This is a genomic window from Delftia sp. SD018 (genome assembly GCF_017355445.1).
GTDB classification, from domain to species: domain Bacteria; phylum Pseudomonadota; class Gammaproteobacteria; order Burkholderiales; family Burkholderiaceae_C; genus Comamonas; species Comamonas acidovorans.
The window spans coordinates 18332-40515 of record NZ_JADDRN010000001.1; the positions used below are offsets into that span (position 1 = coordinate 18332).

Genomic DNA, 22184 nt, shown 5'->3' on the forward strand with positions numbered 1-22184 from the left:
GATCAAGGCTGCTTGCGCACCATCTTCTTGCGCCGCTCGGCATCCAGTCCCGGCGTCTGCCGCATGTCGGTATCCACCTGGCCGGAAACAATGTCGTCATGGGCCTGTCGCATCACCGGATCGGGCGCATCGCTGGTGGCGTCCAGGCTCTGGTCGCGCTCGTGCGGAAGGCGCAGGCCTTGTTCAGATGCGTCGGCTGCATCGGATTCGCCGGGCGCATGGGGCGCCTTGCCCACCTGGCCGGGCAGCTTGGTCTGGCCATCGCCCGACGGCTTCGCCTGTGTGGGTGCAGAGGACTTGGATGCGGATGGGGTCTTGTCTTTCATGGCGTCTTCCTTTCGTTCGCGGGCCTGCGCAGGCGGCGCTTGGGCCATGGTCTCTTTGCCCGTGCGCAGCCGCCGTGGGACCACGCCGAAAGCGCAGGAACGAAAAGATGCCTCGCGCATGAACGCCGTTCTCAGGCACGTCGTTTGCCCTGTGGGAGACGCCCCACGCCGGCGGGCGCCCATGACCCGCTGCCTGGGCCTTGCGCGCTGCCTAGACTGGAAGGCCGGCCCTGCAGCGATGGGGCCCGGCACCCTAGACAAGGAGCGCGATATGAGCAGCGACAGACAGGAGCCCGGCAAGGGCAAGGTGGAGAACGATCACAACCGCCAGGGCGCGAAGCCGCCCACGCAAAGGAACGAAGGCCAGCGAACGCCCGAAAGCCGCCATGACCGCGAGGCCCATGTCGGCAGCGGCAACCAGGCCCAGACGCGCCAGAACAAGGGCGGCGGCCCAGGCGGTGACCGCGGCGCTGGATGAATTGCCGGTTCCTCGCGACAAGGGCACCCTCGGGTGCCCTTTTTTCATGGCATGCGAGGGTGCATCACCGCCCGTTCTTGCGGTCGCTGGGACCATTGCGGTCGGACAGGATTTCGGCGGGCGGCCTGAGGCTGCCGCTGTCCGCGCCCTCGGCCTGCCAGGTGCCGCCTTCGCGCTGCGTGTTGCCGCGCGGGTGGCCCATGTCGGTTCCATCGTCGAAGTTCAGCGGGCCGTCCTGTGGCATGTCGTCGAAACGGTGCGCCGAGGCCTCGGCGATGGAATCGGCCACATCCTTTTCCGCGCTCAGGTGCTCGTTGATGTCCTTGCCTTCGGGCAGGTCGGCGCTGGCGTCTTCGCTGCGGTCGATACGGGGAGTGTCGCTGCCGGTGGCAGCCGTGTTGTTCGGGGTGCGCATGGTGATCTCCAAGGGGGTCCGGCCACCGTGGCCGGGTCATGGACCAAGCCTGCCTGCGCGGGCTTGCAGCGGGGGTGGGCACAGCACTTTCCTGGAGGTAGGAGCGTGCCGATGCGCTCGGATGCAGTCCGATGCGGGAGGGCCGGCAGGCACGTCGATTGCCCTGTGTTTGCCCTGCGCCGGGGTGCGAAAAATGGCCACAGGCCGCTGGCGCGATGTCCGCAAGGGCAGGACGCTGCGTTCCTACGGCACATGGCCGCAAGCGCGCACGCCGGACGGCCGCCGCGGCCATCAGCATAGGAATCACTTTCAACTGCCAAGGAGCACATTCCATGACGCAATCGAACCCCGCAAACCGTGACCCGCTGTCCGACGCACCCGGCGCGCACCCGGTGGGCACCGGCATAGGCGCAGCAGGCGGCGCCGTCACCGGCGCTGCATTCGGCGCAATGGGTGGCCCCATCGGCGCTGCAGTGGGCGGCGTGGCCGGTGCCGTGGTCGGCGGGCTGGCCGGCAAGGGTGCAGCCGAGGCCGTGAACCCCACGGTTGAAGATGCCTACTGGCGCGATGCCTACCAGAGCGAGCCCTATTACGTGGCTGGCCGCAGCTACGAGGAATACCGTCCCGCCTACGAGCTGGGCTGGAACGCTGCCGCCGCACGCCGCGATGCCGACTTCGATGCCTTCGACGCCGAATGGGAGCGCGAATGGACCACGCGCCGTGGCGCCAGCCATCTGGACTGGGACCAGGCCCGGCCCGCAGCCCGCGCCGCCTGGGCGCGCGCAGGCAGCCCTGATGTCCGTGACGAGACGGGCACCATCGTCGCCCCCGCCTATACGGGCGATATCGACAACGACGATGTGGTGGACGTGCTCAACGACCTGCTTGAATCCTGCCGCGATGGCGAGTACGGCTTTCGCACCTCCTCCGAGAACGCCGACTCGCCCGACCTCAAGGCCCTGTTCATGCGCCATTCCACCGAGTGCGGTGTTGCCGCGCGGGAGCTGGAAGCGGAAATCCGCAGGCTCGGCGGAGAGCCGGCATCGGGCGGCACGGTGGCTGGCGCGCTGCACCGGGGCTGGGTGTCCGTGAAGACGGCCCTGACCTCGCAGGACGACAAGGCGGTGCTGGAGGAATGCGAGCGCGGCGAGGACTCCGCCCTCGCCCAGTACCGCAAGGCGCTCAAGCAACCGCTGCCACCGGCCGTGCGCGTGGTGGTGGAGCGCCAGGCACAGGGTGCCCAGCGCAACCACGATGAAGTGCGCGACCTGCGCGACCGTTACCGCAGCGCAGCCTGACCGCGCATCCCGCGCACCGCGCGGGCCACGGAATCGTCAGCCGCCCACGCCATAGGGCGCAAAGCGGCTGGCGTTCTCATCCACATGCAGCGCCTTTCCCACATAGGGAAAGGCGCGCTGCGTGCACTGGTCGCGTTCGCAGACCTTGCAGCCCATGCCGATGGGCGTGGCCGATTCCGGGTCGCCCAGGTCCAGCCCCTTGGCATAGACCAGGCGCGCGGCATGGCGTATGTCGCAGCCCAGGCCGATGGAGAAGGTCTTGCGCGGCGAACCATAGCCGCGCTGCCCATGCGAGACCGAGCGTGCAATCCACAGGTAGCGCCGTCCATCGGGCATGCTGGCCAGCTGGCGCAGCACCTGGTCGGGCTGGCCGAAGGCCTCGTACACCGTCCACAGCGGGCAGGTGCCGCCCGTGCGGCTGAAGTGGAAATGCGTGGCCGACTGGCGCTTGGAAATATTGCCCGCGCGGTCCACGCGCACGAAGAAGAAGGGCACGCCCGGTGCGCCCGGCCGCTGCAGCGTGCTCAGGCGGTGGCAGACGGTTTCAAAGCCCACGCCAAAGCGCTGGCCCAGCAGATCGATGTCGTAGCGCAGTTGCTCGGCCGCCTCCAGGAACAGGTCGTAGGGCAGCAGCAGCGCGCCCGCAAAGTAGTTGGCCAGGCCCACGCGGGCCAGCTTGCATGACGCCGGATCGCCCTGGAAGGCGGCGGTGGCGATCAGCCGGTCCAGCGTATCGCCCATCTCCAGCAAGGCCAGCTGCGTGCCCAGCTGGAAGGCCTGTTGCGCAGGCTCCAGCGCCGAGGACAGCCACAGCGAGCGCGTGGCCGGGTCGAAGCGGCGCTGGCTTTGCCGGGAGTCTTCCGAGCGATGCACCTGAACACCGTGGCGCTGCTGCAGCCGCCGGACCAGCCAGTCCGCCAGATGGCCCGCGTCCGCGCGCGCCTCGCCGGCCAGGGCCTGGGCCGCGCGGTCCACTTCATCGAAGTAGTTCTGGTGCGCAAAGAAGAAATCGCGCACGGCCTCGAACGGCATGGTGCGCGCCACCGGCATGTCCGAGCGGTCATCGCCCAGCCTGAGCGACATGCTCTCGATGCGCTCCAGGGCTTCCAGATGGCGGCGGTGCAGCGCCATCACCGCACGCCCCAGGGCGGGCATCTGCGCGGCGACTTCCTGCAGCTCGGGCAGGGCAATGGATTCGGGCGCCTCGGCAAGGGCCTCGCGCAGGCCGGCGACCAGGCGCGCCTCCTCGTCCTCCGAGAACTGCTGGATATCGACGCCCAGCGCACGGTTGAGCTTGAGCAGCACCGACACCGTCAGCGGCCGCTGGTTCTGCTCCAGCTGGTTCAGGTAGCTGGGCGACAGGCCCAGCGCGTGGGCCAGGGCGATCTGGGACAGGCCGTGCTCCGCGCGCAGTTTGCGCAGCTTGACTCCCATGAATGTCTTCTTCATGCCTGTTTCCTCGGGTGGCTGTTATTCGCAGAATTCGCAATATCGTGGGATTCGTTTCGCAAGAATTCGCCTTTTCAGCCCTATGGCTGAGCCGCTATTTTGCGTAGATTGCGAAGCATGACAACACCCGCTGGAACCGCCGAGCTGCGCGAACTGGTATTGCCCGCGCTGGCCAACCACCACGGCACGCTGTTCGCAGGCCAGGGCCTGCAGCTCATGGCCAAGGCCGCCTTTCTGGCAGCGCGCAGCCTGGCGCAGCGCGAGGTGGTGATGGCCGCCGTCACCGGCGTGGACTTCCTGGCGCCCGTGCCCGTGGGCCACGAGATCGTCCTGCGCGGCTGGGTCAGCCGGGTAGGGCGCAGCTCCATGACGGTCTGCGTCACCGCATCGGCCCAGGCGCCGGGCATTGCCTGCGAGGACGTGCTCAAGGGCCTGTTCGAGATGGTGGCTGTCGACCACAACGGCCTTCCTGCCGCCATTGCCCATTCCTATCTGAACCAGGAGACCCTTCCATGAATACCACGATCATCGACGCGCCATCTGCGTCCGCATTCAAGCCCAAGAAGTCCGTGGCCCTGTCGGGCGTGACCGCCGGCAACACGGCGCTGTGCACCGTGGGCCGCTCGGGCAACGACCTGCACTATCGCGGCTACGACATCCTGGACATTGCCGAGGTCTGCGAGTTCGAGGAAATCGCCCATCTGCTGGTGCACGGCAAGCTGCCCACGCGCCCCGAACTGCAGGCCTACAAGACCAAATTGCAGGCGCTGCGCGGCCTGCCGGCCAGCGTCAGGCAGGCGCTGGCGCAGCTGCCTGCCGGCGCCCACCCGATGGACGTGATGCGCACCGGCGTCTCGGCCCTGGGCTGCGTGCTGCCCGAAAAGGACGACCACAACCTGGCGGGTGCCCGCGACATCGCCGACCGGCTCATGGCCAGCCTGGGCTCCATGCTGCTGTACTGGTACCACTGGAGCAATTCGGGCCGGCGCATCGAGGTGGAGACCGATGACGACTCCATCGGCGGCCACTTCCTGCACCTGCTGCACGGCCACCGGCCTTCCGAAGGCTGGGTGCGCGCCATGCACACCTCGCTCAACCTCTATGCAGAGCATGAGTTCAACGCCTCCACCTTCACGGCGCGCGTGATCGCGGGCACGGGCAGCGATATGTATTCGTCCATCGCAGGCGCCATCGGTGCGCTGCGCGGCCCCAAGCATGGCGGCGCCAACGAGGTGGCCTTCGAGATCCAGAAGCGCTACGACACGCCCGACGAGGCCGAGGCCGACATCCGCCGCCGCGTCGATGCCAAGGAAGTGGTCATCGGCTTCGGCCACCCGGTCTACACCGTCAGCGACCCGCGCAACGTGGTCATCAAGGGCGTGGCCAAGCGCCTGTCCGACGAGGCGGGAACCACCCGCATGTACGACATTGCCGACCGGCTGGAATCGGTGATGTGGGAGGTCAAGAAGATGTTCCCCAACCTGGACTGGTTCAGCGCCGTCAGCTACCACATGATGGGCGTGCCCACGGCCATGTTCACGCCGCTGTTCGTGATCGCGCGCACCAGCGGCTGGGCAGCGCACGTGATCGAGCAGCGCCAGGACAACAAGATCATCCGCCCCAGCGCCAACTACACGGGGCCGGAGGACCAGAAGTTCGTGCCCCTCGATGCGCGCGCCTGAGCCGCCGCTGTCCTGAACCTAGGCGGGCGGGCTGCAGGCCCGCCCGCATTGCATCCGCCCCATGAACCACACCCACAAGAAACCCCTGCCCGGCACCACGCTGCACTACATCGACGCCCGCGCCGCCGTCGATGCCCTCTCGCCCGGCGCCTGGGCACGCCTGCCCTACACCGCCCGCGTCCACGCCGAGAACCTTGTGCGCCGCGCCGATCCCGCGCAGCTGGACGGCTACCTGCTGCAGCTGATCGAGCGCCGGCGCGACATCGACTTTCCCTGGTACCCCGTGCGCGTGGTCTGCCACGACATCCTGGGCCAGACGGCCCTGGTGGACCTGGCCGGCCTGCGCGACGCCATCGCGGCCGAAGGCGGCGACCCGGCCCAGGTCAACCCCGTCGTGCCCGTGCAGCTCATCGTGGACCACTCGCTGGCCGTGGAGTGCGGCGGCTTCGATCCCGACGCCTTTGCGAAGAACCGCGCCATCGAGGACCGCCGCAACGAGGACCGCTTCCACTTCATCGAGTGGACGAAGAAGGCCTTTGCCAACGTGGATGTGATCCCTGCAGGGAACGGGATCATGCACCAGATCAATCTGGAGAAGATGTCCCCCGTGGTGACCGTACAGGATGGCCTGGCCTTCCCCGATACCTGCGTGGGCACGGACAGTCACACGCCCCATGTGGACGCGCTGGGCGTGATCGCCGTGGGCGTGGGCGGGCTGGAGGCCGAGAACGTCATGCTGGGCCGCGCCTGCTGGATGCGCATGCCCGAGATCGTGGGCGTGCGCCTCACGGGCCGGCGCCAGGCGGGCATCACGGCCACCGACATCGTGCTGGCCCTGACCGAATTCCTGCGTCAGCAAAAGGTGGTGGGCGCCTATGTGGAATTCTTTGGCGAGGGCGCCGACAGCCTGAGCATTGGCGACCGCGCCACCATCTCCAACATGTGCCCCGAGTACGGCGCCACGGCGGCCATGTTCTCCATTGACGACCAGACGCTGGCCTACCTGCGCCTGACCGGCCGCGACGAGGCCCAGGTGCGCCTGGTCGAAGCCTATGCGCGCACCGCAGGTTTCTGGAGCGACAGCCTGGCCGATGCGCAGTACGAGCGCGTGCTGCAGTTCGACCTGTCCACCGTGGTGCGCAACATGGCCGGCCCCTCGAATCCGCACCGGCGCCTGCCCACCTCGGCCCTGGCCGAGCGCGGCATTGCCGATGCGGCCAAGCTGCAGGCCGCCCGCGCCCAGGAAAGCCAGGGCCTGATGCCCGATGGGGCCGTCATCATCGCGGCCATCACCAGCTGCACCAACACCAGCAACCCGCGCAACGTCATCGCCGCGGCGCTGCTGGCGCGCAATGCCAATCGCCTGGGTCTCACGCGCAAGCCCTGGGTCAAGTCCTCGCTGGCGCCGGGCTCCAAGGCCGTGGAGCTGTATCTGAAGGAGGCCGGGCTGCTTACCGAGCTGGAGCAGCTGGGCTTTGGCATCGTCGCCTTTGCCTGCACCACCTGCAACGGCATGAGCGGCGCGCTGGACCCCAGGATCCATCAGGAAATCATCGAGCGCGACCTCTACGCCACGGCCGTGCTCTCGGGCAACCGCAACTTCGACGGGCGCATCCATCCCCAGGCCAAACAAGCCTTCCTGGCCTCGCCGCCGCTGGTCGTGGCCTATGCGCTGGCGGGCACCATCCGCTTCGACATCGAGCAGGACGTGCTGGGCGTGGTGGACGGCCGCGAGATCCGCCTCAAGGACCTGTGGCCCTCCGACGAGGAGATCGACGCCATCGTCGAGCAATCGGTCAAACCTGCGCAATTCCGCACCGTCTACGAACCCATGTTCGCCATCCGCAAGGACGATGGAGACAAGGCTCTGCCCCAGTACGACTGGCGCCCGCAGTCCACCTACATCCGCCGCCCGCCCTACTGGGACACCGAAGGCGTGGGCGCGCTGGCGGCCTTCCCGCGCACGCTGCGCAACATGCGGCCGCTGGCCCTGCTGCCCGACAACATCACCACCGACCACCTGTCGCCCTCCAACGCCATCCTGGCCGACAGCGCGGCGGGCGAATACCTGGCGCGCATGGGCCTGCCCGAGGAAGACTTCAACTCCTACGCCACCCATCGCGGCGACCACCTGACGGCCATGCGCGCCACCTTCGCCAACCCGCAGCTGGTCAACGAAATGGCCGTCATCGACGGCGTGCAGCACAAGGGCTCGCTGGCGCGCATCGAGCCCGAAGGGCGCGTGGTGCGCATGTGGGAGGCCATGGAAACCTACCTGAACCGCCGCCAGCCGCTGATCATCATCGCGGGCGCCGACTACGGCCAGGGCTCCAGCCGCGACTGGGCCGCAAAGGGCGTGCGACTGGCGGGCGTGGAGGCGGTGGTGGCCGAAGGCTTCGAGCGTATCCACCGCACCAACCTCATCGGCATGGGCGTGCTGCCGATGCAGTTCCTGCCGGGCACCGACCGCAAGACCCTGGGGCTGGACGGCACGGAGGTCTATGGCGTGGAAGGCGAGCGCACGCCGGGCACACAACTCACTCTGGTGATTGAACGAAGAAGCGGCCAGACGCTGCGCGTGGCCGTGACCTGCCGGCTGGACACGGCCGAGGAGGTATCGGTCTACGAGGCGGGCGGCGTGCTGCAGCGCTTTGCCCAGGACTTCCTGGCGCAGGCTCAGGCAGCCTGAGCAGGGAGCGTGCCAGCGGCCAGCGGCTGGCGCGCCAGCTCGATGAAGGCCTGCAGATAGTCGGTCTGCAGGTCCGCCACGCGCGCGCCCAGGAAGATCTGCTTGGCAATGCCCTTGGCGCCCAGGCGCACGGGAACCACGTCCAGCTTGCCCGCGTACTCCTGCACCAGCCAGCGCGGCAGGGCCGCCACGCCCCGGCCGCTGGCCACCATCTGCATCATGATGTCCGTGGTCTCTATGGCCTTCTGGCGGCGCGGCGTGATGCCGGCCGGCATGAGGAACTGGTTGTAGATGTCCAGCCGGTCCATGGGCACGGGATAGGTGATCAGCACCTCGGGCGCGAGCTGGGCGGCCTCCACGAAATCGGCCCCTGCCAGCGCATGCGCGCTGGAGACCACCAGCACCTGCTCGTAGTCGAACACGGGCACGAACTCCAGGCCCGTCTTGAACAGCGGATCGGGCGTGACCAGCAGGTCGATCTCGTAGCCGAACAGCGCGCCGATGCCGCCGAACTGGAATTTCTGCTTCACATCCACATCCACATCGGGCCAGCTCGCCAGATAGGGCGCGACGATCTTGAGCAGCCACTGGTAGCAGGGATGGCACTCCATGCCGATGCGCAGCGCGCCGCGCTCGCCCTGGGCGAACTGGCGCAGCCGCTCCTCGGCCAGGTCCAGCTGAGGCAGCACGCGCTGGGCCACGGCCAGCAGGTACTGGCCGGCCTGCGTCAGGCGCAGGCTGCGGCCTTCGCGCAGCCAGATGTCCGTGCCCAGCTGCTGCTCCAGCTTCTTCATGCTGTGGCTCAACGCCGACTGCGTCACGCACAGCACGCCGGCCGCCGCCGTCAGCGAGCCCTGTTTTTCGACTTCACGGACGATGGCGAGGTGGGTGCGTTCCAACATGTTGGTGAGAAAAATTCATGGATTTTTGAACTAGAAAAATTCTAGTTCATTGATGCGAATCCATTCCATGGCTGCCTTCATCGATTGAAAGCAGTGCATGACCATCATTCATCACCTCGGTTTCCCCCATCGGCGCCCGGCGCGCTACGCGGCCGGTGCGCCGGGCTGCAGGGCGCCGTGCAGGAAGGACTGCTCCATCACGGCCGCCACGCTGGCCCGCGCAACACGGCCGCGCCGTTCCGCATCCAGCAGGCCCACGGCCATGGAAAGCCACAGCTCGGTCATGGCCGCGGCCGTGATGTCGATGCGGAACACGCCGGCCTGCTGGCCGCGCAGGAAAAAGGCATCCATGGCCGCCACCCATTCGCTCTCTATCTGGCCGACCACCGAGATGTCGGAGCGCCAGAAATACATCAGGAACAGCAGCAGCGTCTGGTGGTCCTGGCAGTGGGCGGTGAGGCGGCGCAGCGCCTCCAGCGGCGCGTGGCGCTCCAGCTCGGCCGCGTGCATGGCGCGCGACAGGGTGTCGGCCGCATGCCCTATGAGCCGGTCGATGAGCTGGTCGCGCGTGGGGCAGAAGCGGTAGAGCGTGGCCTTGCTGATGCCGATGGCGCGTGCCAGCTCCTGCAGATTGGCCTTGGGATCGTCCAGCAGCGCCAGTGCCAGTGCGCCCAGCAGCTTGCCTTCGTCCTCTTGCTTGGTGCTCGTCATCGCTTGTCATGCCTCCTTGGAAAGTGCATGGATTTTATCTGTTGATGTTTTAAAGCATCAAATGAATCGATGTTGACTCATTTGATTCGAATATGTACCATCGCGGCCTTCGTATCGAACTCAATCAGGTTGTGAACATGAGCATGCGTCTGAACAAGCGACGTGGCCTGCCGCTGGCGGCCCTGGTGCTGGCCGCCCTGGCCGCCCTGGCAACGGGCTGCGGCCGCAACGAGGCTCCGGCCGCAGCGGGTGACGCGCTGCCGGTGGTGCAGGCCGTCACCGTGCAGCCCGCGCCGCTGGCCCTGTCCAGCGAGCTGCCGGGCCGTATCGAGCCCGTGCGCGTGGCCGAGGTGCGTGCGCGGGTGGCCGGCATCGTGCTGCGCCGCCATTTCGAGGAAGGTGCCGATGTCCGGGCCGGCCAGGTGCTGTTCCAGATCGACCCGGCGCCCCTGCGCGCCGCGCTGTCCCGCGCCCAGGGCCAGCTGGCCAGCGCCGAGGCGGCCCTGCTCGATGCGCGTGCCGTGGTCGGCCGCAACGCGCCGCTGGTGGCCCAGGAGGCGGTCAGCCGCCAGGACTTCGAGGCCATGCAGGCCCGCCTGCAGGCGGCCCAGGCCGCGCGGCAGTCCGCCCAGGCCGAGGTGCAGGCGGCCGCCCTGAACCTGGAATACGCCACGGTCAGGGCGCCGATCGCGGGCCGCATCGGCCGTGCACTGGTCACCGAGGGCGCCCTGGTGGGCCAGGGCGAGGCCACGCCCATGGCGCTGGTCCAGCAGCTCGACCCGGTCTATGCCGACTTCCAGCAGCCCGTGGCCGAAGCCCAGCGCCTGCGCGCGGCCCTGGCCGAGGGCCGCCTGGCACAGACAGCGGGCAAGGACGGCACGCCGGTCTCCCTGAAGGTGGACGGCACGGGCCTGCAGCGCACGGGGCGGCTGCTGTTCTCGGATGTGACGGTGGACCGCGGCACGGGCCAGATGGCGCTGCGCGGGCGCTTCGACAACCGCGACGGCATGCTGCTGCCCGGCATGTATGTGCGCGTGACTGTGGGCCAGGGCGTGGACCCTGCCGCCATCCTGGTGCCGCAGCGGGCCGTGCAGCGCAGCACCGACGGGCAGGCCCACGTGCTGGTGGTGGATGGCCAGGACACGCTGCAGATGCGCCCCGTGCAGACTGCGGCCATGCATGGCGCGCAGTGGCAGATCAGCGCAGGCCTCAAGGGCGGCGAGCGCGTGGTGGTGGGCCGCATGGCGGGCCTGCAGCCCGGGGCGCGGGTTCAGGTCACGGCCCTTTCCGATGCCGCGGCCTCCCCTACGGCGGGGCTGTCCGGCACCTTCAGCGCCTCCGGCAGCTCCGCCACGTCCAGCGACTGAGCCGGCGCCTGCCCAAGGAATAGACCATGTCCAAGTTCTTCATCAACCGCCCCAACTTCGCCTGGGTGGTGGCCATCTTCATCATGCTCGCCGGGTTGCTGGCCATACCGGCGCTGCCCGTCTCCCAGTTTCCCAACGTGGCGCCGCCGCAGATCTCGATCACCGCCAACTACCCGGGCGCCTCCGCCACCACGGTGATGGAGTCGGTGACCAGCGTCATCGAGGAGGAGCTCAACGGCACCAAGGGGCTGCTGTACTTCGACTCCTCCAGCGGCTCCACGGGCCTGGCCGAGATCACGGCCACCTTCGCCCCGGGCACCGAGCCCGCGCTGGCCCAGGTGGAGGTGCAAAACCGCATCAAGAAGGCCGAGGCGCGCCTGCCCGCGTCCGTGATGCAGATGGGCCTGCAGGTCGAGCAGGCCAGCGCCAACTTCCTGATGATCTACTCGCTGACCTACAAGGACGGCAGCGGCGGCAGCGGCAACAGCGAGGTGGCCCTGTCCGACTACGCCGTGCGCAACATCAACAACGAGATCCGCCGCGTGCCCGGCGTGGGCAAGGTGCAGTTCTTCGCGGCCGATGTGGCCATGCGCGTCTGGGTCGATCCGGGCAAGCTGCTGGGCTACGGCCTGTCGGTGGCGGACGTGAACGCGGCCATCGCCGCCCAGAACGCGCAGGTGCCGGCCGGCAGCTTTGGCGCCTCGCCCGCAGGGCCCGGCCAGGAGCTGAGCGCCACCATTGCCGTCAAGGGCACGCTGGCCTCGCCCGAGGAGTTCGGACAGATCGTGCTGCGTGCCAGGGCCGATGGCTCGGCCGTGCGCCTGGCCGATGTGGCGCGGCTGGAGGTCGGCCAGCTGGACTACAGCTTTTCCTCGCGCGAGGACGGCCGCCAGGGCGTGGCCGCCGCCGTGCAGCTGGCGCCCGGCGCCAACGCCATGCAGACCGCCAAGGCCGTCAAGGCGCGCCTGGCCGAGCTGTCGCAGACTTTCCCCGCCGGCATCCAGTACGCCGTGCCCTATGACACCTCGCGCTTCGTGGAAGTGGCCATCGGCAAGGTCATCCAGACCCTGGTGGAGGCCGTGGCGCTGGTGTTCCTGGTGATGTGGCTGTTCCTGCAGAACCTGCGCTACACGCTGATTCCCACCATCGTCGTGCCCGTCTGCCTGGCCGGCACCCTGGGCGTGATGTATGCGCTGGGCTTTTCGGTGAACATGATGACCATGTTCGGCATGGTGCTGGCCATCGGCATCCTGGTGGACGACGCCATCGTGGTGGTGGAGAACGTGGAGCGCCTCATGGCCGAGGAGGGGCTGTCGCCGCTGGCCGCCACGGTCAAGGCCATGCAGCAGCTCTCGGGCGCCATCGTCGGCATCACCCTGGTGCTGGTGGCCGTGTTCCTGCCGCTGGCCTTCATGAGCGGCTCGGTGGGCGTGATCTACCGGCAGTTCTCGCTGTCGCTGGCCGTGTCCATCCTGTTCTCGGGCCTGCTGGCGCTGACCTTCACGCCGGCGCTGTGCGCCACGCTGCTCAAGCCCATTGCCAAGGGCCACCACGCCGAGCGCAAGGGCTTCTTCGGCTGGTTCAACCGCCGCTTCGCAGCCCTGACCGAGCGCTTCGACCTGCTCAACCAGCGGCTGGTGCGCCGCGCCGGGCGCTGCATGCTGGTGTATGCCGCCATCGTGGCCGGGCTGGGCGTGGCGTACACGCGCATGCCCGAATCCTTCGTGCCCTACGAGGACATGGGCTACTACATCGTCGGCGTGCAGCTGCCGCCGGGCGCCACCACGGAGCGCACCAAGGCCATGGTCAAGGACATGGAGGACTACATCCAGGGCCGCCCCGCCACGGCCCAGGCCGAGTTCCTGATGGGCTACAGCTTCTCGGGCATGGGGCAGAACGCGGCCCTGGCCTTCGTCACGCTCAAGGACTGGTCGGTGCGCGGCGCCGGGCAGGCGTCGTGGGACGAGGTGCAGGCCTTCAACCAGCGCTTTGCCCGCCTGTCCGACGGCACCGTCATGGCCGTGGACCCGCCGCCCATCGACGGCCTGGGCAACTCCGGCGGCTTTGCGCTGCGCCTGCAGGACCGCGCCAACCTGGGCCGCGAGGCCCTGATCGCCGCGCGCGAGCAGCTGCTGGCCAAGGCCAATGCCTCGCCCATCATTGCCTACGCCATGATGGAAAACCTGGAGGATGCGCCCCAGCTGCGGCTGGACATCGACCGGCGCAAGGCGCAGGCCCAGGGCGTGGATTTCAGCGCCATCAACACGGCCCTGTCCACCGCCTACGGCTCGGCCGTGATCAACGAGTTCCCCAACGCGGGCCGCCTGCAGCGCGTGGTGGTGCAGGCCGATTCCCAGGCCCGCGCGCGGCCCGAGGACATCCTGCGCCTGCACGTGCCCAACGCCGGCGGGCAGCAGGTGCCGCTGTCGGCCTTTGCCTCGGTGCGCTGGGAAAGCGGGCCGGTGCAGATCTCGCGCTACAACGGCTATCCGGCCTTCCGCATCTCGGGCGACGCCAGGCCCGGCCACACCACGGGCGAGGCCATGGCCGAGCTGGAACGCATCATGGCCGAGATGCCGCGCGGCATAGGCTACGAGTGGACGGCCCTGTCCTTCCAGGAGAAAGCTGCCGGTGCCCAGGCGCCCAAGCTGTTCGCGCTGGCCATCGTGGTGGTGTTCCTGCTGCTGGTGGCCCTGTACGAGAGCTGGAGCATTCCCGCCGCCGTGATGCTGATCGTGCCCATAGGCGCGCTGGGATCGGTGCTGGCCACCTCGGCCGTGGGCCTGTCCAACGACGTGTACTTCAAGGTGGGCCTGATCACCATCATCGGCCTGGCGGCCAAGAACGCCATCCTGATCGTGGAGTTCGCCAGGGACCTGCATGCGCAGGGGCACAGCCTGGCGCAGGCCGCGCTGCAGGCGGCGCGGCTGCGCTTTCGGCCCATCGTCATGACCTCGCTGGCCTTCATTCTGGGCGTGGTGCCGCTGGCGCTGGCTTCGGGCGCGGGCGCCTCCAGCCAGGCCGCCATCGGCTTCGGCGTGATCGGCGGCATGCTGTCGGCCACGCTGCTGGGGGTGGTCTTCGTTCCCGTCTTCTTCGTCTGGGTGCTGTCCCTGTTCCGGCGCAAGGCGCCGGCTGGCACCCCGCCTGCCCTGCAGGCCCCGGCAACCCCCATCGAGTAAGCGCCATGTCCATGCACTTCTTCCCACGCGCCCTGTGCGCCCTGGCCGCCAGCCTGGTGCTGGCGGGCTGCTCCCTCGCCCCGGTCCACCAGCGTCCGCAGGCGCCCATTCCCACGCAGTGGCCGCAACAGGATGCGGCGCCCGTGCTGTCCTCGTCGGCGGCCACGCTGGACTGGAACAGCTTCATCGCCGACCGCCAGCTGCGCCAGCTGGTGGACCTGGCCCAGGCCCACAACCGCGATCTGCGCCAGACCCTGCTCAACGTGGAGGCGGCACGCGCCCTGTACCAGGTGCAGCGCGCCGACCGGCTGCCGGGCGTGGGCCTGCAGGGCGGCGGCACGCGCCAGCGCCTGCCGGGCGACATGAATGCCACGGGCCAGCCGCAGGTGCAGGGCAGCTGGCAGGCCGGTTTGGGGGTGGCCGCCTTCGAGCTGGACCTGTTCGGCCGCGTGCGCAACCTGTCCGAAGCCGCCCTGGGCGAGTACCTGGCCACCGAAGAGGCCGCGCGCGCCGCCCGCATCAGCCTGGGCGCCGAAGTGGTGCAGGCCTACCTGTCCCGCGACGGGGCCCTGCGCCGGCTGCAACTGGCGCAGCGCACGCTGCAAAGCCGTGAATCCTCGCTGCGCCTGACCGCGCAGCGGCGCCAGGCGGGCACGGCCACGGCCCTGGACCACCAGGACGCCCTGGGCCTGGCCGCCCAGGCCCGCGCCGACGTGGAACGCAGCGAACGCGAGCTGCGCCAGGCCGGCAACGCCCTGCTGCTGCTGACGGGCTTGGAGGATCTGGGGCCGTACCTGTCCGCAGAGTCGTCCCAACCGTCCCAGCCATCCGATGTACCCATGCTGCTGCAGGACCTGTCGGCCGGCACGCCTTCCGAACTGCTCATCCACCGCCCCGACATCCAGGCGGCCGAGCACCGGCTGCGCGCGCGCAGCGCGGATATTGGTGCGGCGCGCGCGGCCTTCTTCCCGCGCATCTCGCTCACCGGCTTCCTGGGATCGTCCAGCGCCGATCTGTCCGACCTGTTCCGCTCGGGCCAGCGCGCCTGGTCGTTCACTCCCCAGGTCACGCTGCCCCTCTTCGACGGGGGGCGCAACCGCGCCAACCTCGACCTGGCCGTGCTGCGCAAGGACATGGCCGTGGCAGCCTACGAGCAGGCCATCCAGACCGCCTTCCGTGAAGTGGCCGACGCGCTGGCCGCCACCGACACGCTGCGCCGCGAGGAAGCCGCGCACCTGGCGCTGCGCGACAGCAGCCGCGAAAGCCTGCGGCTGGCGCAGGCCCGTTACCAGGCGGGGGTGGACGACCATCTGCGCTACCTGGACGCCCAGCGCAACGCCTTCGCCAATGAAAGCGCCTACATCGATACCGTGACCCAGCGGCAGTTGGCGCTGGCCCAGCTGTTCCGCGTGCTGGGCGGCAGCTGGACTGCGCCGCCGCCGTCACCACCGCAGTCCCAGCCTGTGGCGGCCGTCCAGCAGCCCTGAGCACCGAGCAGCCCTGGGCCCCGGCTACGCCGCCTCCACCCGCGCGTTGTAGGCCGCCAGGGTCCGCTGCCAGGCGGGCCGGGCCAGGCATCTGTCGCGGTAGGCCTCCACGGCGGGGCAGGGCGCGGTCAGCGTGCGGTCCGGGATGCAGGCGAGCACATGCGCCATCAGGATGTCGGCCACCGTGAATTCGTCGGTGGCAATGAAGCGGCGCCCGTCCAGCCAGCGCTCCAGGTTGCCCAGCATGCGATGCGCCCAGCCCACCAGGAATTCGCGGTGCTTGCCGCAGCTGCCATCGGCCGTCCAGTCCAGCACCATCAGGCTGAGCAGCGGCGGCTCCACCGTGTTCATGGCTGCAAAGCACCAGCGCAGCACCTGGGCCTCGCCGGTTGCATCGGAGGGCATCAGCCGGCCGCACTTCCTGGCCAGATGCAGCACGATGGCGGCCGACTCCGAAATCACCTGCCCGTCATCGTCCAGCGCAGGAATCTGCTCGAAGGGGCTGAGCCGGCGGTAGGCCTCGGTGTTCAGGTCGTGCGCGGGATGGTCCATGCCCGCGATCTCGAAGGGCAGCTGCATCTCTTCGAGTGCCCACAGCACGCGCAGATCGCGCGTGCGGCCGCGCGCGCCGGCATTGACCCTGGAAAAACCATAGAGCTTGAGCATGGTGGCGTTCTCCGCAGTGGTGATCCTGCCGGCCATGCTACTCGTGGCTGCCGAGGTGTGGGCATCACCTGGCGCCTCGTTCACGGCAGCCCGTTCACAGCGCCCCGAACACCTCGGGCAGGGCCGCATCGCGCGGCATGCCGCCATAGCTCTTGGTGCCGCCCTGGCTGTCGATCACCACGATGCCCGGCGTGCCACGGAACCCCAGGGACATCATCAGCTTGCGGTGGGCCTCCAGCGTCTTGCGCACGTCGGGGCTGACGCTGAAGGCGGGGGCTATGCCGCCCTGGGCGGACTTCTTCTCGTGCTCCATCAGTGCGGCCGCGCGGTCCGGGGCCTGCAGGATGGCGGCGGCCTTGGCCGGGCTGTCGTCCCGGATCACGCCCACCAGGATGTGGCGCAGCTGCACCTTGCCTGCGTCCACCCAGGGACGCGCGGCCTCCCAGAACTTGTGGCAGTACTTGCAGTTGGGGTCGGTGAAGGTATAGATCACGCGCGGCGCATCGGCCTTGCCATCGGGCACCCAGGTGGAGGTCTCCAGCTGCGCTTGCACGGTGTCGCCCGCCGGCTTGGCGGCCTGAGCCTTGGCCTGGGGCGCCTGGGCCGTGGCAGGGCCTTCTGCGGCCGTAGCCCATCCCGCCGCCAGAAAGAGGCTGGCAGCCATGCCTGCAAAAAGGACGGTGCGTTGAAGATGCATGGGAACTCCTTGAAACGGTTGAATGAATGAGGGTGCGGCGCTGCGCGACAAGGGTGCAGCGCCTGGTGCTGCAGCGACAGCGGCGGACGGTGTGAGTCGGAGTGCATCCGCCGCGTTCCATCGTTATAGGAAATCGCTTGCGCCATCTGGCCCCATCTGGCCCTTCACAGGGATACGCGCTCATCCTGAACGCGCAAGACCGGCTTCAGCAACACGGCATCCAGGCCACTGTCTTCAAACCAGCAGCCATCCTGCGCCACCACTTCATGCGGCCCGCGCAGTTGAGGCCCCGGTGCATGCAGGCGTACCCGGGCGGTATGGCCGGTGGCCCAGGGCATGTCCTGGCCGAAGGGAACGATCAGCAGGGCTCGCGGCGACAGGTGCCCGGCTTGCAGGTTGCCTGGCGCAGGCGCCAGCCCCTGAAGGGATTGGCGCGCCTGGACCTCCACCCCAACCACCCATGCCCAAAGAATGCTGGGCGCGCTCCTGGCCCGGACATACAGCTGCAGCAGCGCGCTGCCGCCGTTCTCAAGCGCGTGGGTACAGACCTGCACGCTGGCGGGCGCAGCGCTCCAGCCCGGCAGCCATTGCTGCAGGACATGCGCCATCTGGCGGGCATCCGGCTGCGCAGGCAGGCCGGGCGGCAGTTGCATGAGCCGCCATGGCCGCTGCGCCAAAACGGCGGCGCACCGCTGCGCACACCACCATGCGCCGTGGGGATCGGCCTGCGCACAGGCGTCGGAGACCATGGGCAGCCGCGCCCAGCGCACCCTGCCCGTGGAGCCGCGCGCCTGGTAGTACCAGAACGAGTGGAAGCGCAGGCCGGGGATGAAACGGTGGAACAGGGTTTTGCTGGCTGCATTTTTCATGGGAAAAATTTAGCATAGCTATCGAAGAATTAAAAGCATTGCTAATGGTTTCGATTATTAGCATCGCTACATGAAAGTTTGGACCACCGAGCAAGAGGCGGCGAACCTCAAGCGCCTGCTCTCTACTGTGAAAAGCAAGGCCGAGTTCGCAGAGAAGGCCGGCATTCCTGGCGGCTCCTCCATGGTCTCCCAGCACCAAAGCGGCAACCGGCCCATCAGCCTGGAGGCGGGCATTGCGTATGCCAAGGGCTTGAAGGTTTCGCTTTTCGAAATCAGTCCCAGGCTGGTGAAGATGGTTTCCGATCTGCCGGCCCTGCTTCCAGAGGGGGACACGCCCGGCACCAATCTGCCCGAGTTTCCCAAAGGATTGCGGCAATATCCCGTTCTCTCGCACGCCCAGGCTGCAGCCCTGGCAGATGACGGCGCATTCCCTGATTCCGCTGAAACCCTGGACATCGAATTCGGCAAGGACAACGCATCGTCCGGTGCGTTTTTTCTTGCGCTGGAGGGCGATGCCATGTCGCCCGAATTGCGCGAGGGCGACCGCGTGCTGATCGATCCGCAGGCCAGCCCCCGGCCCGGCGACCATGTGCTGGCCAGGAATGGCAAGCGGCAGGTGCTGCTCAGAAAGTACCGCGTGCGCGGTGTGGGAGAGGACGGCATCGAGGTCTTTGATCTGGTACCGCTCAACGAAGACCATGCCGTGCTGCGCAGCGACAGGAACCGGCTGGTTCTGCTGGGCACGGTGATCGAACACCGGCGCCGGCTGCGGGGAAGCTGACGACCGAGCTGTTTCGATAGACCGCCGCGCGGCCCCGGCGCCCCGCCTCCGTGCTCAGGGCGCGGCGGCAATCTCGGTCTGGCCATCGGGCCCGGCCACCAGAGTGACGGGCAGGATCTGGGCCAGCATGCGTGCGAACTCGGCGGGGCGGCTGGTCTGGTAGGTGCCGCCAATGCGCAGGGCTACCACGGCCGGGTCGTGCACCACCAGGCCGGTCGGCCCGTAGCGCTCCAGCTCGGCCAGGGCGTCGGCCAGGGGCGTGTTCTCGAAGCGGATCAGTCCCTTGCGCCACAGCGCAATGCTGTCGGGCGCCACAGCCGACACCGGACCGAGCACGCCTGCAGGCGACACGCTCAGGGCCTGGCCAGCGACCAGGGCGGCGGGCGCGGCGCCAGCGGCTGCAGTGCCTTGCGCACCGGCCACGCGCACATGGCCTTCCTGCACGGCCACCTGGGCGCTGCCCGCCTCCATGCCCGTGGCGCGATAGCGCACGGAAAACCGCGTGCCGCCCACGGTGACGCGCGCCGGGCCGGCCAGCACATGAAAGGGCCTGGCGCTGTCGGGCGCCACGGCGAACAGGATCTGCCCTTGCGTGATGCGCACCTCGCGCCGGTCGCGGTACAGGGCCACCTGCGCCTGGGTATCGGCATCCAGGGACAGTGCGGTGCCATCCGGCAAGGTGATGGTCCTGGCCTGGCCGCGTGGGGTCAGGTGGCTGCTGGTGAAGGTGGGCTGCTGCTGCCACTGGTGCCAGCCCACGCCCACGCCCACGGCCAGGGCCAGGGCCACCGTGCAGCACAGGGCCGCCAGGGCAGGGCGCGGCAGCAGGCGGGACCAGCTCCAGCCTTGGCGCTCTTCGGAGGACGGGCGCTGCGGGGCCGGTTCCGGGTGTGCGTGAGGCGCTGACTGCGAGCGCCGGCGTGCCTGCTCCGCGCGCAGGCGCGCCACCTGTTCGTGGGGAGTGGACCGCGCTGCCGCCAGGCTCTGGCCCAGGTGGCGCAAGGCAGCCTCGTGCGTCGTGCTGGCTGCCAGCCATTCGGTGAATTCGGCTTCTTCCTCGGCGGTCAGGCCTTGCTCCATGCGCGTGTGCCAGTCGGCCGCAGCGAGGTCGATGGGGTTTTGCCCGCGGAAGAACTCTTCCAGTTCGCGCACCTGCGCAGCCTTGTCCAGGGGAGCGGTGCAGGAGCGGTAGCGGCGCATGCGTGCGGATTCCCGGCCTCAGAAGCTGGTCCAGTCCTGCGATTCGGCGGACGGCTTGGCCGCAGCCAGGCGTGCAGGGCTTGCAGGGCGCGCGCCAGCTGCGGGTCGTGCCGGTGCCGGCCTGGCCGGCGCCAGCGCAGATGCCGTGGCCGCGCGCGTGGGCACGGACGCCGGCAGCGGCGCCTGCAAACGCGGCTGCTGTGCCGCGCCGTCCTGGTCGCCCAGGCGGAAGATGGCCACGGCCTGCACCAGGCGCTGGGCCTGGGACTTGAGGCTGGAGGCCGCCGCCGCGCTTTCCTCCACCAGGGCGGCGTTTTGCTGCGTGACCTGGTCCATCTGGCTCATGGCCTGCCCGACCTGGGCCACGCCGGCGCTTTGCTCGTCGCTGGCATTGCTGATCTCGCCCATGAGGTCGGTCACGCGCTGTATGGATTGCAGCACCTCGGCCATGGTGGCGCCGGCCTGGTCGGCCAGCTCCGCGCCCTGGCTGACGCGCGTGGCGCTGTCAGTGATGAGCTGCTTGATCTCGCGGGCGGCCTGCGCGCTGCGCTGGGCTAGGGTGCGTACCTCGGCGGCCACCACGGCGAAGCCCTTGCCCTGCTCGCCGGCGCGTGCGGCCTCGACGGCGGCGTTCAGGGCCAGGATGTTGGTCTGGAAGGCGATGGAGTCGATCACGCCCACGATGTCGCCGATCTGTCGCGAGCTGGCATGGATGTCCTGCATGGCGCCCACGACTTCCTGCACCACGGTGCCGCCCTTGGCCGCGATCTGGCTGGCGCCGCGCGCGAGCTGGTTGACCTGGCGTGCGTTGTCCGCGTTCTGCTGCACGGTGGAAGACAGCTCGTCCATGGAGGCTGCGGTTTCCTGCAGCGCGCTGGCCTGCTGCTCGGTGCGGCGGCTCAGGTCGGCATTGCCCTTGGCGATCTGCTCGCTGGCCACGGCCACGCTGTCGGCGTTGTTGCGCACATCGCTGACCACGCTGGCCAGGCTCTGGTGCATGGCGTTGAGCGAGGCCTGCACGCTGCCTGCGGGCGCTTCGCTGCGCACCAGTCCGGGGTCGAGGTTGCCATCGGCGATCTGGCGGGCGACTTCACCGAGCTGGGCAGGCTCGGCCCCCAGCGCGCGTGTCAGGCCGCGTGCGATCAGCCGGCCCATGAGCAGGGCCAGCACGAAGGCGACCGCGCTCACGCCGATCTGCATGTTGCGTTGCTGCACATAGGACTGCGTGGCCTGCTCCACCATGACCTGGGCGTGCTGGCGCGTGAGCTGGCTGTACTCGTCGGTGGCCGCGATCAGCTGGGCCAGCAGCGGCCGGCACTCGCTGTTCATCTTGGCAATGGCCTCGTCCCTTTGCTGGCGCAGCGCCAGCGAAACGATGTCCAGCGCCACCGGGCCGTAGCGCTGCTCTATCTGGTCGATGCGGGCGACCAGGGCGCGAGCCTCCTCGCCCACCCCGGGCAAGGCCACCAGGGCCTTGAGCTGGTCCAGGTGGGACTTGACCGCGGCATGGGCGGCGTACACGGCCGTTTTTTCCATGTCCAGATCGGCTGGCGTGTTCACCAGCACCAGGTTGCGCGCCGCAATGGCGCGGCTGTCCACAGCCGCGCGCACCTGTTCGGCCAGATGGGCGCGGGCGTTCACGCCGTCGACGAACTGCGTCAGGTTGCGGTCGGAACCGTCCAGCGCATGAAGGGCAGATACGGAAACCAGTGCGACCAGTAAAGCCAGGGCGGTAAAGGCGGCGTAGAGCTTGGTCTTGACGGTCCAGGTGCGGAGATTCATGGCGCTTTCCAGGTAGGTGGTGCAAGTATCAGTTTCTATCAAAAATAAATGATCAATTTGATAAAACCCTAAGGGTGAATTGTTAAATTTCAACTTGAATTGACAAATTTAGGCTAGATGGGTGTTAGGCGCTACCAGCCCGCTTCCCAAGCGGGCTGGATCAAGAAAGCCCGCATTTCATGAACGCATGCGGGTCTTGCACC

Annotated in this window: 19 protein-coding genes; 9 read left to right on the forward strand and 10 right to left on the reverse strand. The window is 68.6% G+C overall.

Annotation, left to right across the window (positions count from 1 at the left end; translation table 11 throughout):
* Positions 1-2 precede the first annotated feature (2 nt).
* Complete coding sequence (locus INR38_RS00110; RefSeq protein ID WP_013800490.1) at positions 3-326, reverse strand: hypothetical protein; 324 nt, start codon at positions 324-326, stop codon at positions 3-5.
* A 271-nt stretch (positions 327-597) separates the two neighbouring features.
* On the opposite strand from INR38_RS00110, the gene INR38_RS00115 reads away from it, so the two are divergent.
* Positions 598-804: a hypothetical protein gene (locus tag INR38_RS00115; RefSeq protein ID WP_013800491.1), complete on the forward strand. Its 207-nt coding sequence runs from the start codon at positions 598-600 to the stop codon at positions 802-804.
* Between the two features lie 64 nt (positions 805-868).
* Here the strand turns inward: INR38_RS00115 and INR38_RS00120 are convergent, their stop codons facing one another.
* A complete protein-coding gene (locus tag INR38_RS00120; RefSeq protein WP_043821710.1) occupies positions 869-1219 on the reverse strand; it encodes a hypothetical protein in 351 nt (116 codons plus the stop codon).
* Between the two features lie 332 nt (positions 1220-1551).
* Here INR38_RS00120 and INR38_RS00125 point away from each other — a divergent pair, with 332 nt between their 5' ends.
* Positions 1552-2517 carry a PA2169 family four-helix-bundle protein gene (locus INR38_RS00125; RefSeq protein WP_207442471.1) on the forward strand — a complete coding sequence of 322 codons (966 nt, stop codon included), beginning with the start codon at positions 1552-1554 and terminating at the stop codon, positions 2515-2517.
* A gap of 36 nt (positions 2518-2553) precedes the next feature.
* Here INR38_RS00125 and INR38_RS00130 read toward each other — a convergent pair whose 3' ends face one another.
* Positions 2554-3966, reverse strand: a complete 1413-nt coding sequence (locus INR38_RS00130) for a short-chain fatty acyl-CoA regulator family protein (protein WP_207442470.1) — start codon at positions 3964-3966, stop codon at positions 2554-2556.
* 117 nt (positions 3967-4083) lie between these two features.
* Here INR38_RS00130 and INR38_RS00135 point away from each other — a divergent pair, with 117 nt between their 5' ends.
* From INR38_RS00135 to acnD, 3 genes are all read left to right on the forward strand, one after another.
* On the forward strand, positions 4084-4482 hold the full coding sequence (locus tag INR38_RS00135) for an acyl-CoA thioesterase (protein ID WP_043821632.1): 399 nt from the start codon (positions 4084-4086) through the stop codon (positions 4480-4482).
* Complete coding sequence (gene prpC, locus INR38_RS00140) at positions 4479-5648, forward strand: 2-methylcitrate synthase (RefSeq protein ID WP_207442469.1); 1170 nt, start codon at positions 4479-4481, stop codon at positions 5646-5648. The genes INR38_RS00135 and prpC overlap by 4 nt, the downstream gene beginning before the upstream one ends.
* Positions 5649-5709: 61 nt before the next feature.
* Positions 5710-8337 (forward strand): Fe/S-dependent 2-methylisocitrate dehydratase AcnD, encoded by a 2628-nt coding sequence (gene acnD, locus INR38_RS00145; RefSeq protein ID WP_207442468.1) that lies wholly within the window; start codon positions 5710-5712, stop codon positions 8335-8337.
* On the opposite strand, the gene INR38_RS00150 is transcribed toward acnD, so the two are convergent.
* Complete coding sequence (locus tag INR38_RS00150; RefSeq protein ID WP_043821638.1) at positions 8325-9239, reverse strand: LysR family transcriptional regulator; 915 nt, start codon at positions 9237-9239, stop codon at positions 8325-8327. The two genes, acnD and INR38_RS00150, sit on opposite strands and share 13 nt — an antisense overlap.
* 144 nt (positions 9240-9383) lie before the next feature.
* Complete coding sequence (locus tag INR38_RS00155; protein WP_034397250.1) at positions 9384-9950, reverse strand: TetR/AcrR family transcriptional regulator; 567 nt, start codon at positions 9948-9950, stop codon at positions 9384-9386.
* A gap of 137 nt (positions 9951-10087) precedes the next feature.
* Here INR38_RS00155 and INR38_RS00160 point away from each other — a divergent pair, with 137 nt between their 5' ends.
* From INR38_RS00160 to INR38_RS00170, 3 genes are read left to right on the forward strand one after another with little or no spacing between them, the layout of a single operon-like run.
* Positions 10088-11317: an efflux RND transporter periplasmic adaptor subunit gene (locus INR38_RS00160; RefSeq protein ID WP_207442467.1), complete on the forward strand. Its 1230-nt coding sequence runs from the start codon at positions 10088-10090 to the stop codon at positions 11315-11317.
* Positions 11318-11343: 26 nt separating this feature from the next.
* Positions 11344-14499 carry a multidrug efflux RND transporter permease subunit gene (locus INR38_RS00165; protein ID WP_207442466.1) on the forward strand — a complete coding sequence of 1052 codons (3156 nt, stop codon included), beginning with the start codon at positions 11344-11346 and terminating at the stop codon, positions 14497-14499.
* Between the two features lie 5 nt (positions 14500-14504).
* Positions 14505-15986 carry an efflux transporter outer membrane subunit gene (locus INR38_RS00170; RefSeq protein ID WP_207442465.1) on the forward strand — a complete coding sequence of 494 codons (1482 nt, stop codon included), beginning with the start codon at positions 14505-14507 and terminating at the stop codon, positions 15984-15986.
* Between the two features lie 24 nt (positions 15987-16010).
* On the opposite strand, the gene INR38_RS00175 is transcribed toward INR38_RS00170, so the two are convergent.
* From INR38_RS00175 to INR38_RS00185, 3 genes are all read right to left on the reverse strand, one after another.
* Positions 16011-16688 carry a glutathione S-transferase family protein gene (locus INR38_RS00175; protein WP_228676846.1) on the reverse strand — a complete coding sequence of 226 codons (678 nt, stop codon included), beginning with the start codon at positions 16686-16688 and terminating at the stop codon, positions 16011-16013.
* A 58-nt stretch (positions 16689-16746) separates the two neighbouring features.
* Positions 16747-17349 (reverse strand): thiol:disulfide interchange protein DsbG, encoded by a 603-nt coding sequence (dsbG, locus tag INR38_RS00180; protein ID WP_016448401.1) that lies wholly within the window; start codon positions 17347-17349, stop codon positions 16747-16749.
* A 164-nt stretch (positions 17350-17513) separates the two neighbouring features.
* The gene (locus INR38_RS00185) at positions 17514-18218 is read right to left on the reverse strand and encodes a hypothetical protein (RefSeq protein ID WP_207442464.1); all 705 of its coding nucleotides are present in this window, start codon (positions 18216-18218) and stop codon (positions 17514-17516) included.
* A gap of 70 nt (positions 18219-18288) precedes the next feature.
* Between INR38_RS00185 and INR38_RS00190 the strand changes: the two genes are divergently transcribed.
* Positions 18289-18999 carry a S24 family peptidase gene (locus INR38_RS00190; protein WP_207442463.1) on the forward strand — a complete coding sequence of 237 codons (711 nt, stop codon included), beginning with the start codon at positions 18289-18291 and terminating at the stop codon, positions 18997-18999.
* A gap of 54 nt (positions 19000-19053) precedes the next feature.
* Here INR38_RS00190 and INR38_RS00195 read toward each other — a convergent pair whose 3' ends face one another.
* Complete coding sequence (locus tag INR38_RS00195) at positions 19054-20199, reverse strand: FecR domain-containing protein (protein ID WP_207442462.1); 1146 nt, start codon at positions 20197-20199, stop codon at positions 19054-19056.
* 18 nt (positions 20200-20217) lie between these two features.
* On the reverse strand, positions 20218-21981 hold the full coding sequence (locus tag INR38_RS00200) for a methyl-accepting chemotaxis protein (protein WP_207442461.1): 1764 nt from the start codon (positions 21979-21981) through the stop codon (positions 20218-20220).
* Between the last annotated feature and the right edge of the window lie 203 nt (positions 21982-22184).

What these genes read in the sequence shown, in the direction of transcription:
- INR38_RS00110 (WP_013800490.1), bottom strand. Translation starts at nt 326, where the DNA reads ATGAAAGACAAGACCCCATCCGCATCCAAGTCCTCTGCACCCACACAG.
- INR38_RS00115 (WP_013800491.1), top strand. Translation starts at nt 598, where the DNA reads ATGAGCAGCGACAGACAGGAGCCCGGCAAGGGCAAGGTGGAGAACGAT.
- INR38_RS00120 (WP_043821710.1), bottom strand. Translation starts at nt 1,219, where the DNA reads ATGCGCACCCCGAACAACACGGCTGCCACCGGCAGCGACACTCCCCGT.
- INR38_RS00125 (WP_207442471.1), top strand. Translation starts at nt 1,552, where the DNA reads ATGACGCAATCGAACCCCGCAAACCGTGACCCGCTGTCCGACGCACCC.
- INR38_RS00130 (WP_207442470.1), bottom strand. Translation starts at nt 3,966, where the DNA reads ATGAAGAAGACATTCATGGGAGTCAAGCTGCGCAAACTGCGCGCGGAG.
- INR38_RS00135 (WP_043821632.1), top strand. Translation starts at nt 4,084, where the DNA reads ATGACAACACCCGCTGGAACCGCCGAGCTGCGCGAACTGGTATTGCCC.
- prpC (WP_207442469.1), top strand. Translation starts at nt 4,479, where the DNA reads ATGAATACCACGATCATCGACGCGCCATCTGCGTCCGCATTCAAGCCC.
- acnD (WP_207442468.1), top strand. Translation starts at nt 5,710, where the DNA reads ATGAACCACACCCACAAGAAACCCCTGCCCGGCACCACGCTGCACTAC.
- INR38_RS00150 (WP_043821638.1), bottom strand. Translation starts at nt 9,239, where the DNA reads ATGTTGGAACGCACCCACCTCGCCATCGTCCGTGAAGTCGAAAAACAG.
- INR38_RS00155 (WP_034397250.1), bottom strand. Translation starts at nt 9,950, where the DNA reads ATGACGAGCACCAAGCAAGAGGACGAAGGCAAGCTGCTGGGCGCACTG.
- INR38_RS00160 (WP_207442467.1), top strand. Translation starts at nt 10,088, where the DNA reads ATGAGCATGCGTCTGAACAAGCGACGTGGCCTGCCGCTGGCGGCCCTG.
- INR38_RS00165 (WP_207442466.1), top strand. Translation starts at nt 11,344, where the DNA reads ATGTCCAAGTTCTTCATCAACCGCCCCAACTTCGCCTGGGTGGTGGCC.
- INR38_RS00170 (WP_207442465.1), top strand. Translation starts at nt 14,505, where the DNA reads ATGTCCATGCACTTCTTCCCACGCGCCCTGTGCGCCCTGGCCGCCAGC.
- INR38_RS00175 (WP_228676846.1), bottom strand. Translation starts at nt 16,688, where the DNA reads ATGGCCGGCAGGATCACCACTGCGGAGAACGCCACCATGCTCAAGCTC.
- dsbG (WP_016448401.1), bottom strand. Translation starts at nt 17,349, where the DNA reads ATGCATCTTCAACGCACCGTCCTTTTTGCAGGCATGGCTGCCAGCCTC.
- INR38_RS00185 (WP_207442464.1), bottom strand. Translation starts at nt 18,218, where the DNA reads ATGAAAAATGCAGCCAGCAAAACCCTGTTCCACCGTTTCATCCCCGGC.
- INR38_RS00190 (WP_207442463.1), top strand. Translation starts at nt 18,289, where the DNA reads ATGAAAGTTTGGACCACCGAGCAAGAGGCGGCGAACCTCAAGCGCCTG.
- INR38_RS00195 (WP_207442462.1), bottom strand. Translation starts at nt 20,199, where the DNA reads ATGCGCCGCTACCGCTCCTGCACCGCTCCCCTGGACAAGGCTGCGCAG.
- INR38_RS00200 (WP_207442461.1), bottom strand. Translation starts at nt 21,981, where the DNA reads ATGAATCTCCGCACCTGGACCGTCAAGACCAAGCTCTACGCCGCCTTT.